We start from the raw sequence: 13,768 nt of genomic DNA on the forward strand, positions 1-13,768 counted from the left end.
AAAGGGCCGCGATCCATTGGATCGCGGCCCTTTTCATTGGGCGGGATTATTTACCGAGGGGGATTTTCGGCGCCCAGGTCAGCCACTCGTCTTCGAACTTGTCGAACAGCGGGAAGGTCTGCTCGGCGCGGGCCGGGTTGCCCATCCGCTCGCCATCCGGTGTGGCGAAGGCGATACCGCCCTGAATCGCGGTCTCAAGCGACTCGGTGCGCACGGTCAGGCCATTGAACAAGCCAATATCGAAACCGACACCGCTGGTGTTCCAGAAGCGGCTGCCACTGCGTACCAGCGGCGCATACTTCGGCTCGATCAGAATGTGTACAAGGACGCGATCCGCGGTCTGACCCAGTTCGTAACCAGTGACTTTACCCACCGTGATTTCGCGATAGGTCACCGGCACGCCGGGTTTCAACGAGCCGCGACGGGCAGCGCTCAATACCAGACTGAGGCCGGCCTCTTGTTTGCTCACCTCCGGCGGATTGGCCAAGGCCACGAAGTTTTTCTGCGGGCCGAGGCTCTTCGCCGCCGGCTGAACTTCTATGTACTGCCCCGTGACCAGGGTTTCCAGGTTCGAGGTCTTGATCAGCCCCAGCTCCGGCTTGACCACCCAGAACTGGCTGCCGACCCGGGCAATCTTCTCCGGCACTTCGGTGATGCGCGCGGTGAGGATTACCGATTGCAGATCATCGGTCAGGTCGACGCTTTCGATCTTGCCGACATCCAGGCCCTTGAAGCGAACCGGCGTGCCGCTGCGCAAGCCGTCAGCGCGGTCCACCTTGATGGTCACCACCTCACCCTTCTGATTCGCGTCATCATGATTGGCGAACAGACGGAAGCGCGGAATCCGCTTCTGCAATGGCGCCTTGGCTTGCGGCGTTTCGAAGGCGATGCCGCCGGCCATCAGGGTCTGCAAGGACTCGCTCTTGACCTGAATACCGCCGGTCAGGCCACCGGTCAACGTGATGCCGCTGACGTTCCAGAACCGGGTCGAGGCGTTGACCAGGTTTTCGTATTCCTTCTCGATGTGGACGCCGATCACCAGTTGCTTTTTGGTCTTGGAGAACTGATAGCTCTGCACCGAGCCAACCTTGACCTGTTTGTAGAGAATCGGACTGCCGACCTCGATCGAACCGAGGCTGTCGGTGAACAGCACCAGGTGCAGGCCCGGCGCCTTAAGATCCAGAGGCGGTGCTTTTGGCCGGGCCTCGAACTCGCGTTGCGGCGCACCGCCCTTGTCACCGGGGCGCACGGCGATGTAGTTACCTTTGACCAACGCTTCCAGACCGGTGATGCCGGCCAGGGAAATCGACGGTTTGACCACCCAGAACTGGGTGCCGGTGACCAGATAGTCTTCAGCCAGCGGATCGAGGGTCAGCTCGGCGGTAGCACTGGACAGGTCCGGGTCGATCTTCAGCGCTTTCAGGTTACCGACCTGAATGCCCTTGTACATCACCGGGGTGCGCCCGGCCTGCAGGCCTTCGAAATCGCTGAGTTTGACCTTCACACGGATGCCGGCGGCGGCCGCATCGAAGTCCTCATACAAGCGGAACGGCAGGCTCGGATCGGTGGGCGGGCTGTCCTTGCGATTCTCCGGGGTGGCGAAGGCAATACCTCCGGCGACGATGCTGGCCAGGGACTCGCTGCGCACTTTCACGCCGGACAGGTTGGCGTCGATGCTGATGCCGCTGGCGTTCCAGAAACGCGTGTGCTTGCGCACGAGTTTTGCGTAGGTCGGCTCGATGAACACCTTGAGTTCGACAGTGCTCTGGTCTTCCGACAGCACGTAACTTTTGATCTGGCCGACCTTGATCTGCTTGTAGAACACCGGGCTGCCACGGTTCAGCGAACCCAGGCGATCAGCCTTGATTGTCAGGTGCAGACCGGGTTTGGAGTCCGACAGCGGCGGCTCTTCGGCCAGGGCCTTGAACTTGCGCGTCGGCTCGCCTTCGCCCGGGCTGATCGCGACATAGTTGCCCGACACCAGGGTTTCCAGACCGGTAATACCCGCCAGGGTAACGCTCGGTTTGACCAGCCAGAAGCGGGTGCTGGTCTTCAGGTATTGATCGACATCCTTGTTCATCTCGATGGTGGCGATCACGCCTTTGGTAGCACCTTCGTCATCGAGCTTGAGGGCTTTGACCTTACCGACAGACATGCCTTTGTAGACCACTTCGGTCTTGTTGGCCTGGATGCCTTCACCACTTTCGAAACGCACCTGAATCTCGATACCGGTTTCGTTGTAGGCACGCCATCCCAGCCAGCCACCGATGATGAGGGCAATCAGGGGCAGTACCCAAATGGCAGACCAGTTCGAAGCCGGTCGGGTTTTCGCTACGGGCAAATCAGTCATGGTCGGCGTCCGACTCCGTGTTATCCCAAATCAGTCGGGGATCGAAAGTGACAGCGGCAAGCATCGTCAGAATCACCACACTGGCGAAGGCGATGGCGCCCAGATTGGCTTCGACGCTGGCTAGCCGGCCGAAGTTGACGACCGCCACCAGAATGGCGATCACGAAAATATCGAGCATTGACCAGCGGCCGATGAACTCGATGAAGCGGTACATCCAGATTCGCTGGCGTGCGGACAACGGCTGGCGGCGCTGCACCGAAAACAGCAGCAGTGCGATGCCCACCAGTTTGAAGGTCGGCACCAGGATGCTGGCGATAAACACCACGGCAGCAATCGGAATCATGCCGTGCTGCACCAACTGGATGACCCCGGACATGATCGTGCTCGGATCACCCTGGCCCAGCGAACTGACCGTCATGATCGGCAGGACGTTCGCCGGAATGTAGACGATCGCGGCGGTGATCAGCAGCGCCCAGGTTCGCGCGAGACTATTGGGTCGCCGGGCGTGAACCAACGCACCGCATCGGGTGCAGGTCTGTACGTCGCTGTCGGCATCCTGCTTGTTCAGTTCGTGGCATTCGGTACAGATCAGAATGCCCGCATCAATCGCCCGCATGGGCATCTTCTCCTGATAACGCCTGCCAGATCTGGTGCGGTGACATCACCACTTCGAGCCAGACCTGAACCAATAACAAACCGATGAAACATGCCAGACCGAGACCGACGGTGATGGCCGCCATGTCCGCCAGTTTGACGATCGCCACCAGGACGCCCATGAGGTAGACCTCAAGCATGCCCCAGTCTCTGAGGTGGTGATAAATGCGGTAGAGCAACAGACCGTAGCTACGACCGATGTTGAAACGGATGGTCAGCAACACGATCAACTGACACAGCAGTTTCAGCAGGGGGATCGCCATGCTGCACAGGAATACGACGACTGAAACACCGCGCATATCGGTATCGAACAGACCGACAACGCCGCTCCAGACAGTGTCCTGCGACGATTGCCCGAGAACATTGAGCTGCATGATGGGTAAAAAGTTCGCCGGCACGTAGAGCAACAGTGCGGCAATGACCAGGGCAAGGCTACGTTGCACCACATTATGACGGTGGGCATACAGTTCGTAGCCGCAGCGTGGGCAGAGGGCTTTCTCACCGTGGGCAAGCTTGGGCTTGCGCATCAGCAGATCGCACTCATGACAGGCCACCAAGTCATCCAGCGGTAAATCTGACAGCCCGGGGGCGTCAACCGAATCCGACATAAGGGCTCTGGCTCCGAAAAAGATGGGGACTATTCTAGTGTTCTGATTCGAAAATAACTGTGCAAATTTGTTCGCTGTCGCGGGCAAAAAACTTTCCTGCGGACAAAACAAAACCCCAACTGCTTTCGCAATTGGGGTTTCGGAATTTAATCTTGACGATGACCTACTCTCACATGGGGAAACCCCACACTACCATCGGCGATGCATCGTTTCACTTCTGAGTTCGGGATGGGATCAGGTGGTTCCAACGCTCTATGGTCGTCAAGAAATTCGGGTACTGACTCGTGGCCGGATGGCCTCGCTTCAGCAAATTGGGTATGGATAGTTTTCGGTGCTTTGTGAGCGTCGAACTTTCGGTTCATTGCGTCTTCACACACCGCAATCTGGCCTTTCGACTCAAATTGCTTGGGTGTTATATGGTCAAGCCTCACGGGCAATTAGTATTGGTTAGCTCAACGCCTCACAGCGCTTACACACCCAACCTATCAACGTCGTAGTCTTCGACGGCCCTTCAGGGAACTCAAGGTTCCAGTGAGATCTCATCTTGAGGCAAGTTTCCCGCTTAGATGCTTTCAGCGGTTATCTTTTCCGAACATAGCTACCCGGCAATGCCACTGGCGTGACAACCGGAACACCAGAGGTTCGTCCACTCCGGTCCTCTCGTACTAGGAGCAGCCCCTCTCAAATCTCAAACGTCCACGGCAGATAGGGACCGAACTGTCTCACGACGTTCTAAACCCAGCTCGCGTACCACTTTAAATGGCGAACAGCCATACCCTTGGGACCGGCTTCAGCCCCAGGATGTGATGAGCCGACATCGAGGTGCCAAACACCGCCGTCGATATGAACTCTTGGGCGGTATCAGCCTGTTATCCCCGGAGTACCTTTTATCCGTTGAGCGATGGCCCTTCCATACAGAACCACCGGATCACTAAGACCTACTTTCGTACCTGCTCGACGTGTCTGTCTCGCAGTCAAGCGCGCTTTTGCCTTTATACTCTACGACCGATTTCCGACCGGTCTGAGCGCACCTTCGTACTCCTCCGTTACTCTTTAGGAGGAGACCGCCCCAGTCAAACTACCCACCATACACTGTCCTCGATCCGGATAACGGACCTGAGTTAGAACCTCAAAGTTGCCAGGGTGGTATTTCAAGGATGGCTCCACGCGAACTGGCGTCCACGCTTCAAAGCCTCCCACCTATCCTACACAAGCAAATTCAAAGTCCAGTGCAAAGCTATAGTAAAGGTTCACGGGGTCTTTCCGTCTAGCCGCGGATACACTGCATCTTCACAGCGATTTCAATTTCACTGAGTCTCGGGTGGAGACAGCGCCGCCATCGTTACGCCATTCGTGCAGGTCGGAACTTACCCGACAAGGAATTTCGCTACCTTAGGACCGTTATAGTTACGGCCGCCGTTTACCGGGGCTTCGATCAAGAGCTTCGCGTTAGCTAACCCCATCAATTAACCTTCCGGCACCGGGCAGGCGTCACACCCTATACGTCCACTTTCGTGTTTGCAGAGTGCTGTGTTTTTAATAAACAGTCGCAGCGGCCTGGTATCTTCGACCGGCATGGGCTTACGGAGCAAGTCCTTCACCCTCACCGGCGCACCTTCTCCCGAAGTTACGGTGCCATTTTGCCTAGTTCCTTCACCCGAGTTCTCTCAAGCGCCTTGGTATTCTCTACCCAACCACCTGTGTCGGTTTGGGGTACGGTTCCTGGTTATCTGAAGCTTAGAAGCTTTTCTTGGAAGCATGGCATCAACCACTTCGTCGCCTAAAGGCAACTCGTCATCAGCTCTCGGCCTTAGAATCCCGGATTTACCTAAGATTCCAGCCTACCACCTTAAACTTGGACAACCAACGCCAAGCTGGCCTAGCCTTCTCCGTCCCTCCATCGCAATAACCAGAAGTACAGGAATATTAACCTGTTTTCCATCGACTACGCTTTTCAGCCTCGCCTTAGGGACCGACTAACCCTGCGTCGATTAACGTTGCGCAGGAAACCTTGGTCTTTCGGCGTGGGTGTTTTTCACACCCATTGTCGTTACTCATGTCAGCATTCGCACTTCTGATACCTCCAGCAAGCTTCTCAACTCACCTTCACAGGCTTACAGAACGCTCCTCTACCGCATCACTTGCGTGATACCCGTAGCTTCGGTGTATGGTTTGAGCCCCGTTACATCTTCCGCGCAGGCCGACTCGACTAGTGAGCTATTACGCTTTCTTTAAAGGGTGGCTGCTTCTAAGCCAACCTCCTAGCTGTCTAAGCCTTCCCACATCGTTTCCCACTTAACCATAACTTTGGGACCTTAGCTGACGGTCTGGGTTGTTTCCCTTTTCACGACGGACGTTAGCACCCGCCGTGTGTCTCCCATGCTCGGCACTTGTAGGTATTCGGAGTTTGCATCGGTTTGGTAAGTCGGGATGACCCCCTAGCCGAAACAGTGCTCTACCCCCTACAGTGATACATGAGGCGCTACCTAAATAGCTTTCGAGGAGAACCAGCTATCTCCGAGCTTGATTAGCCTTTCACTCCGATCCACAGGTCATCCGCTAACTTTTCAACGGTAGTCGGTTCGGTCCTCCAGTCAGTGTTACCTAACCTTCAACCTGCCCATGGATAGATCGCCCGGTTTCGGGTCTATTCCCAGCGACTAGACGCCCTATTAAGACTCGCTTTCGCTACGCCTCCCCTATTCGGTTAAGCTCGCCACTGAAAATAAGTCGCTGACCCATTATACAAAAGGTACGCAGTCACAGAACAAAGTCTGCTCCCACTGCTTGTACGCATACGGTTTCAGGATCTATTTCACTCCCCTCTCCGGGGTTCTTTTCGCCTTTCCCTCACGGTACTAGTTCACTATCGGTCAGTCAGTAGTATTTAGCCTTGGAGGATGGTCCCCCCATATTCAGACAAAGTTTCTCGTGCTCCGTCCTACTCGATTTCATGACCAAGAGATTTTCGCGTACAGGGCTATCACCCACTATGGCCGCACTTTCCAGAGCGTTCCGCTAATCTCAAAGCCACTTAAGGGCTAGTCCCCGTTCGCTCGCCACTACTAAGGGAATCTCGGTTGATTTCTTTTCCTCAGGGTACTTAGATGTTTCAGTTCCCCTGGTTCGCCTCTTGCACCTATGTATTCAGTGCAGGATAACCATCTTGTGATGGCTGGGTTCCCCCATTCAGACATCTCCGGATCAAAGTCTGTTTGCCGACTCCCCGAAGCTTTTCGCAGGCTACCACGTCTTTCATCGCCTCTGACTGCCAAGGCATCCACCGTATGCGCTTCTTCACTTGACCATATAACCCCAAGCAATCTGGTTATACTGTGAAGACGACATTCGCCGAAAATTCGAATTTCTCAACTAAGAGAACTCACAAATTTTACCTTAGCCTGATCACCACCAGTGAAAGTGGCTCTCAGTCTATCTTTCTATCACATACCCAAATTTTTAAAGAACGAACTAGTCAAAGACTAGAAATCAACATTCACCATCAGCACGATGGAATGCTCATTTCTAAGCTCTTACTTCAGAAGCAGTAGTGGTGGAGCCAAGCGGGATCGAACCGCTGACCTCCTGCGTGCAAGGCAGGCGCTCTCCCAGCTGAGCTATGGCCCCGTATTTCTACAGGCGTTTCCCACACAAAATTGGTGGGTCTGGGCAGATTCGAACTGCCGACCTCACCCTTATCAGGGGTGCGCTCTAACCAACTGAGCTACAGACCCAATTTCGGGCTGCTTCTTTCGTCTTCTTCAATGAATCAAGCAATTCGTGTGGGAACTTATGGAGCAGCTGATGTCGTCGATTAAGGAGGTGATCCAGCCGCAGGTTCCCCTACGGCTACCTTGTTACGACTTCACCCCAGTCATGAATCACACCGTGGTAACCGTCCTCCCGAAGGTTAGACTAGCTACTTCTGGTGCAACCCACTCCCATGGTGTGACGGGCGGTGTGTACAAGGCCCGGGAACGTATTCACCGCGACATTCTGATTCGCGATTACTAGCGATTCCGACTTCACGCAGTCGAGTTGCAGACTGCGATCCGGACTACGATCGGTTTTATGGGATTAGCTCCACCTCGCGGCTTGGCAACCCTTTGTACCGACCATTGTAGCACGTGTGTAGCCCAGGCCGTAAGGGCCATGATGACTTGACGTCATCCCCACCTTCCTCCGGTTTGTCACCGGCAGTCTCCTTAGAGTGCCCACCATAACGTGCTGGTAACTAAGGACAAGGGTTGCGCTCGTTACGGGACTTAACCCAACATCTCACGACACGAGCTGACGACAGCCATGCAGCACCTGTCTCAATGTTCCCGAAGGCACCAATCCATCTCTGGAAAGTTCATTGGATGTCAAGGCCTGGTAAGGTTCTTCGCGTTGCTTCGAATTAAACCACATGCTCCACCGCTTGTGCGGGCCCCCGTCAATTCATTTGAGTTTTAACCTTGCGGCCGTACTCCCCAGGCGGTCAACTTAATGCGTTAGCTACGCCACTAAGAGCTCAAGGCTCCCAACGGCTAGTTGACATCGTTTACGGCGTGGACTACCAGGGTATCTAATCCTGTTTGCTCCCCACGCTTTCGCACCTCAGTGTCAGTATCAGTCCAGGTGGTCGCCTTCGCCACTGGTGTTCCTTCCTATATCTACGCATTTCACCGCTACACAGGAAATTCCACCACCCTCTACCATACTCTAGCTCGCCAGTTTTGGATGCAGTTCCCAGGTTGAGCCCGGGGATTTCACATCCAACTTAACGAACCACCTACGCGCGCTTTACGCCCAGTAATTCCGATTAACGCTTGCACCCTCTGTATTACCGCGGCTGCTGGCACAGAGTTAGCCGGTGCTTATTCTGTCGGTAACGTCAAAATTGCAGAGTATTAATCTACAACCCTTCCTCCCAACTTAAAGTGCTTTACAATCCGAAGACCTTCTTCACACACGCGGCATGGCTGGATCAGGCTTTCGCCCATTGTCCAATATTCCCCACTGCTGCCTCCCGTAGGAGTCTGGACCGTGTCTCAGTTCCAGTGTGACTGATCATCCTCTCAGACCAGTTACGGATCGTCGCCTTGGTGAGCCATTACCTCACCAACTAGCTAATCCGACCTAGGCTCATCTGATAGCGCAAGGCCCGAAGGTCCCCTGCTTTCTCCCGTAGGACGTATGCGGTATTAGCGTTCCTTTCGAAACGTTGCCCCCCACTACCAGGCAGATTCCTAGGCATTACTCACCCGTCCGCCGCTGAATCCAGGAGCAAGCTCCCTTCATCCGCTCGACTTGCATGTGTTAGGCCTGCCGCCAGCGTTCAATCTGAGCCATGATCAAACTCTTCAGTTCAAACATCTTTGGGTTTTTAAGAAACCCTAAACTTGGCTCAGCAATCGTTGGTTACATCTTTGATTTCTCGCGGAGTAACTTGTGATGCTGATAATCTTGTTGACTATCAGTCTGATTCCACAAGCACCCACACGAATTGCTTGATTCAGTTGTTAAAGAGCGGTTGGTTAAGATCTTTCGTCTCAACCGAGGCGCGCATTCTACAGCAGCCTCATTTACTGTCAAGTGATTATTTTCAGAAGTTTTCGAAGATTTCTTCAACAACTTCAACCACTTGCGCTTCCGATCTCTCGTTAGCGGGAGGCGAATTCTACAGCGTTACACGCTGCTGTCAACACCTCTTTTTCTCCGCTTTCGATCGAGAAGACCGAACCGTTGAAAGCGCCAGACAAACCGGCATTTCCAACTCTTTCCAGGCTTCGATGATCTGAAGCAACTCGCTATCGAAACCTACATAACTCATTGAATTTCAAGGAGTTTTCCGCTTCGACTGCGCCGGAAGTGGGGCGAATTATAGGCCTCCAGAATCTGCCGTCAACCCTTAATTTCGCTTTTCTTGCAAAACCTGCCTTTTACCTGGCAAACGCGGGATTCGGCGAGCCACCGGTGGTAGTCGCAACACAAGAAGCAACCCACCTATAAAGGCATAAACCGCCCACTCCTTAAGGTCTGCCCGCACAATCCACAGCATATGCAGCAATCCAAGCCCGAGAATCACGTACGCCAGGCGATGCAATTTCTTCCAGCGCCCACCCAAACGACGCTGACTATAACGATTGGACGTCACCGCCAATGCCAGCAACCCCAAAAACCCCAGCGTGCCAACAATAATGTACGGACGTTTGCGTAACTCAACGCCCAGTTGCGACCAGTCAAATCCCAGGATGAATGCCATATAGCTGCACAAATGCAAAACCACATACGCAAAACACCAGAGCCCCAACTGCCGGCGCACAGCGATCCACCCTGCCCACCCCGTAAGCTTCTGCAGGGGCGTCATGCTCAAAGTAATCAACAGCAATACCAGCGTGCCAAGCCCAAGCCGATCGACCAGCACTTTTCCGGGATCCGGCCCAAGCAGATCCTCAAAGGCCTGATAGAACCACCACAACGGCCAGATAGCCGCCGCAATAAAAACGCTCACACGCCAGAACGGATATCGCATCAGTAATTCTTCCGCAGATCGAGCCCTGTATATAAAGAAGCGACTTCGTCCGAGTAGCCGTTGAACACCTGCGTATCACGCACATTCGGCTTGAACAGACTATTGGGAAGGCGTCGCTCCCGAGCCTGAGTCCAGCGAGGGTGATCGACCGTCGGGTTCACGTTCGCATAGAAGCCGTATTCATCCGCCGCAATGCTTTGCCATGTCGTTTTTGGCTGTTCACTGACAAGACTGATCCGCACGATAGATTTGACACTCTTGAAGCCATACTTCCACGGCACCACCAGACGCAACGGCGCGCCGTTCTGATTTGGCAATTCCCGGCCGTACATGCCCACAGCCAGGATCGCCAACGGATTCATCGCCTCATCGAGACGCAGGCCTTCTACATAAGGCCAGTCGATCAGAGCAAATCCCGAGCGCTGTCCCGGCATGCTCTTGGGATCCTGCAAGGTTTCGAAACGGATGTATTTGGCGCTGGACGTTGGCTCGACCTGCTTGAGTAGCGCCGAAATGGGAAAGCCGATCCAGGGAATCACCATCGACCACGCCTCGACACAACGCAGGCGATAGATGCGCTCCTCCAACTGGTAAGGTTTCATGAAGTCTTCCAGTGCATAACGCCCCGGCTTACCCACCTCCCCGTCCACCACCACACTCCACGGTTCGGTCTTCAGCGATCCGGCATTCGCCGCCGGATCACCCTTGTCAGTGCCGAACTCATAGAAGTTGTTGTAGTGGGTCGCGTCCTTATAGGGCGTGATCGCCTCATCCTTGACGTTCACGGCCCCCCATTTAATGGAAGGCTGCTTCTCGGCAAACCAGGCGGGCGCATGTCCGGGCTCGACATCGGCATAACGGGCAGCCTCTTCGGCACTGGCCCAACGCGGCAGACTGCTCACAGCCAGGCCAGCCGCCGTAGCACCGAGCAATTGTCGGCGAGAGAGATAAATGGATTCAGGCGTGACGTCCGACTCGTGGCAGTCGGACGCTTTGGGGAATTTGATCAGCATGACAACTCCGCAGTTTTGGAGGACAGATGCACCCATAGACTGCGGAGTATGAGGGAAATTACATCACTCGACGTTTTTGTGGCGACGAAGATGCAACAGGTATTGCACCGGACCCGAAGCCGCATAGGCGAGGAACACCAGCAGCAGGATACGTGGAGGATCACTGAACACCACGGCGAACACCAGCACCACCGCCAGAATCGCAACGAATGGCACGCGCCCTTTCAGATCCAGCTCCTTGAAGCTGTTGTATTTGATGTTGCTGACCATCAGCATGCCGGCAGCCGCTACCATCAATGCAACCAGGAACGACATCTTCGACCCCTGGATACCGTAATCGCTGAACGCCCAGACAATCCCCGCCACCACACCGGCAGCTGCCGGGCTGGCCAGGCCGATGAAGTAGCGCTTGTCGGCAGTGCCGACCTGAGTGTTGAAGCGCGCCAGACGCAACGCCGCACCCGCCACATAGATGAAGGCGACCATCCAGCCGACCTTGCCCATGTCACCCAGGGCCCAGCCGAATGCCAGCAATGCCGGCGCGACGCCAAAGGCAACCATGTCCGACAGCGAGTCGTACTCGGCACCGAATGCACTTTGCGTGTTGGTCATGCGTGCCACACGACCATCGAGGCCGTCGAGCACCATGGCGACGAAGATCGCGATGGCCGCGAAGGCGAAGTACTTGCTCGCATTCGCCGAATCCCCGGCGCTCAAGGCGGCCTGGGCACTCATCGAGTTGATGATGGAATAGAACCCCGCGAACAGGTTCGCAGTGGTGAACAGATTCGGCAGCAGATAGATACCACGATGCCGGACTTTACGACCTTCTGCGTCATGCCCTTCTTCGACATGTTCATCGATGGGCAGCAGGCTTTCGGCGTCTGAAGCCTGGTTCGGCTCTTCGGGACGTTCGCTCATGGACATTACCTTGCAACGGATTGGACATTTTCGACAGGTGTCTGGGACGACGGTTCGGCCACAAACGATGCAGCTTTATACCAGAACCGCCCGCCCATACGAAAAAACGCGGCCGAGGCCGCGTTTTTTCTTACAAGGGTCGAAGACTTAGTTTTTGGCTTTGTCGACGATCTTGTTGGCACCGATCCACGGCATCATGGAGCGCAGTTGCTCGCCGATGATTTCGATACCGTGAGCGGCGTTGTTACGACGCTTGGCGGTCATCGAAGGGTAGCCGGTTGCGCCTTCGCTGATGAACATTTTGGCGTATTCGCCGTCCTGAATACGTTTCAGGGCGTTGCGCATGGCCTGACGGGATTCGGCGTTGATCACTTCCGGACCAGTCACGTACTCGCCGTATTCAGCGTTGTTGGAGATCGAGTAGTTCATGTTGGCGATACCGCCTTCGTACATGAGGTCAACGATCAGTTTCAGTTCGTGCAGGCACTCGAAGTAGGCCATTTCCGGCGCGTAGCCAGCTTCAACCAGGGTTTCGAAACCGGCTTTTACCAGTTCAACGGTACCGCCGCACAGAACGGCTTGTTCGCCGAACAGGTCGGTTTCGGTCTCGTCCTTGAAGGTGGTTTCGATGATGCCGGTACGACCACCACCCACGCCGGCGGCGTAGGACAGCGCAACGTTCTTGGCGTTGCCCGAAGCGTCCTGGTAGATCGCGATCAGGTCAGGGATACCGCCGCCCTTCACGAACTCGGAACGTACGGTGTGGCCCGGTGCTTTCGGCGCGATCATGATCACGTCGAGGTCGGCACGCGGAACAACCTGGTTGTAGTGGATCGCGAAGCCGTGGGAGAAGGCCAGGGTGGCGCCTTTCTTGATGTTCGGCTCGATTTCGTTCTTGTACAGCTGGGACTGGAACTCGTCCGGGGTCAGGATCATGACCAGGTCGGCGCCGGCAACAGCGGCAGCCACGTCGGTCACTTTCAGGCCGTGGGCCTCTGCCTTGGCAACAGTGGCCGAACCTTTACGCAGACCGACAGTAACGTCGACACCGGAGTCTTTCAGGTTGCACGCTTGAGCGTGGCCCTGGGAGCCGTAACCGATGATGGCAACTTTCTTGCCCTGGATGATCGACAGGTCGCAGTCTTTATCGTAGAAAACTTTCATGAATTTCCCCTTTATATCCAGGCCGTTCAGGCCAATCGCTAATTTGGTTTAGATGCTGAGTACTTTGTCGCCGCGGGCAATACCGGTAACGCCGCTGCGGACGGTTTCCAGAATCGATGCGGTGCCGATGGACTGAATGAAGCTGTCGAGCTTGTCGCTGGTACCGGTCAGTTGAACGGTATACACGCTGGCGCTGACGTCGACGATCTGTCCACGGTAGATATCGGTGGTGCGTTTGATCTCGGCGCGCTGGGCGCCAGTGGCCTTGACCTTGACCAGCATCAGTTCGCGCTCGATGTGAGCACTTTCCGACAGGTCCACCAGCTTGACCACTTCGATCAGCTTGTTCAGGTTTTTGGTGATCTGCTCGATGATTTCATCGTGGCCGACAGTGGTCAGCGTCAGACGCGACAGGGTCGGGTCTTCGGTTGGCGCCACGGTCAGGCTTTCGATGTTGTAGTTGCGCTGCGAGAACAGGCCGACTACGCGAGACAAAGCACCGGGTTCGTTTTCCAGAAGCAAGGAAATAATGTGCCGCATG

At 55.2% G+C, this 13,768-nt stretch carries 8 protein-coding genes, 2 tRNA genes and 3 rRNA genes; all 13 read right to left on the minus strand.

The window, feature by feature from the left end; translation table 11 throughout:
* Nucleotides 1-46 precede the first annotated feature (46 nt).
* Nucleotides 47-2,350 (minus strand): intermembrane transport protein PqiB, encoded by a 2,304-nt coding sequence (locus IF189_RS23915; protein ID WP_134828115.1) that lies wholly within the window; start codon nucleotides 2,348-2,350, stop codon nucleotides 47-49.
* The gene (locus IF189_RS23920) at nucleotides 2,343-2,966 is read right to left on the minus strand and encodes a paraquat-inducible protein A (protein ID WP_085709261.1); all 624 of its coding nucleotides are present in this window, start codon (nucleotides 2,964-2,966) and stop codon (nucleotides 2,343-2,345) included. Before IF189_RS23920 ends, IF189_RS23915 begins: the two co-directional genes overlap by 8 nt.
* A complete protein-coding gene (locus tag IF189_RS23925) occupies nucleotides 2,953-3,612 on the minus strand; it encodes a paraquat-inducible protein A (protein WP_134828116.1) in 660 nt (219 codons plus the stop codon). The genes IF189_RS23920 and IF189_RS23925 overlap by 14 nt, the downstream gene beginning before the upstream one ends.
* A gap of 150 nt (nucleotides 3,613-3,762) precedes the next feature.
* Nucleotides 3,763-3,878: ribosomal RNA gene (gene rrf, locus IF189_RS23930) — 5S ribosomal RNA — on the minus strand.
* Nucleotides 3,879-4,028: 150 nt separating this feature from the next.
* A 23S ribosomal RNA gene (locus tag IF189_RS23935) occupies nucleotides 4,029-6,919 on the minus strand.
* Nucleotides 6,920-7,163: 244 nt separating this feature from the next.
* Nucleotides 7,164-7,239, minus strand: a tRNA-Ala gene (locus tag IF189_RS23940).
* 30 nt (nucleotides 7,240-7,269) lie between these two features.
* Nucleotides 7,270-7,346: transfer RNA gene (locus IF189_RS23945), tRNA-Ile, on the minus strand.
* Between the two features lie 81 nt (nucleotides 7,347-7,427).
* Nucleotides 7,428-8,964 (minus strand): 16S ribosomal RNA (locus tag IF189_RS23950).
* The 16S, 23S and 5S rRNA genes sit together here with 2 tRNA genes alongside, the layout of an rRNA operon.
* 541 nt (nucleotides 8,965-9,505) lie before the next feature.
* The gene (gene msrQ, locus IF189_RS23955) at nucleotides 9,506-10,129 is read right to left on the minus strand and encodes a protein-methionine-sulfoxide reductase heme-binding subunit MsrQ (protein WP_134828120.1); all 624 of its coding nucleotides are present in this window, start codon (nucleotides 10,127-10,129) and stop codon (nucleotides 9,506-9,508) included.
* Entirely contained in the window at nucleotides 10,129-11,142 is a 1,014-nt protein-coding gene (msrP, locus tag IF189_RS23960) for a protein-methionine-sulfoxide reductase catalytic subunit MsrP (RefSeq protein ID WP_192552362.1), read from the minus strand. Before msrP ends, msrQ begins: the two co-directional genes overlap by 1 nt.
* A 63-nt stretch (nucleotides 11,143-11,205) precedes the next feature.
* Complete coding sequence (gene pssA / locus IF189_RS23965; RefSeq protein ID WP_085712132.1) at nucleotides 11,206-12,063, minus strand: CDP-diacylglycerol--serine O-phosphatidyltransferase; 858 nt, start codon at nucleotides 12,061-12,063, stop codon at nucleotides 11,206-11,208.
* A gap of 147 nt (nucleotides 12,064-12,210) precedes the next feature.
* On the minus strand, nucleotides 12,211-13,227 hold the full coding sequence (ilvC, locus tag IF189_RS23970; protein WP_007959661.1) for a ketol-acid reductoisomerase: 1,017 nt from the start codon (nucleotides 13,225-13,227) through the stop codon (nucleotides 12,211-12,213).
* A 48-nt stretch (nucleotides 13,228-13,275) separates the two neighbouring features.
* The gene (gene ilvN, locus IF189_RS23975; protein ID WP_003205610.1) at nucleotides 13,276-13,767 is read right to left on the minus strand and encodes an acetolactate synthase small subunit; all 492 of its coding nucleotides are present in this window, start codon (nucleotides 13,765-13,767) and stop codon (nucleotides 13,276-13,278) included.
* Nucleotide 13,768 lies beyond the last annotated feature (1 nt).

Source organism: Pseudomonas sp. IzPS59 (genome assembly GCF_014863505.1).
Taxonomy (GTDB): Bacteria; Pseudomonadota; Gammaproteobacteria; order Pseudomonadales; family Pseudomonadaceae; genus Aquipseudomonas; species Aquipseudomonas kribbensis.

Excerpts from the sequence above, each read along its gene's own strand:
- msrP (WP_192552362.1), bottom strand. The coding sequence starts at position 11,142 with ATGCTGATCAAATTCCCCAAAGCGTCCGACTGCCACGAGTCGGACGTC.
- pssA (WP_085712132.1), bottom strand. The coding sequence starts at position 12,063 with ATGAGCGAACGTCCCGAAGAGCCGAACCAGGCTTCAGACGCCGAAAGC.
- IF189_RS23925 (WP_134828116.1), bottom strand. The coding sequence starts at position 3,612 with ATGTCGGATTCGGTTGACGCCCCCGGGCTGTCAGATTTACCGCTGGAT.
- ilvC (WP_007959661.1), bottom strand. The coding sequence starts at position 13,227 with ATGAAAGTTTTCTACGATAAAGACTGCGACCTGTCGATCATCCAGGGC.
- msrQ (WP_134828120.1), bottom strand. The coding sequence starts at position 10,129 with ATGCGATATCCGTTCTGGCGTGTGAGCGTTTTTATTGCGGCGGCTATC.
- ilvN (WP_003205610.1), bottom strand. The coding sequence starts at position 13,767 with ATGCGGCACATTATTTCCTTGCTTCTGGAAAACGAACCCGGTGCTTTG.
- IF189_RS23920 (WP_085709261.1), bottom strand. The coding sequence starts at position 2,966 with ATGCGGGCGATTGATGCGGGCATTCTGATCTGTACCGAATGCCACGAA.
- IF189_RS23915 (WP_134828115.1), bottom strand. The coding sequence starts at position 2,350 with ATGACTGATTTGCCCGTAGCGAAAACCCGACCGGCTTCGAACTGGTCT.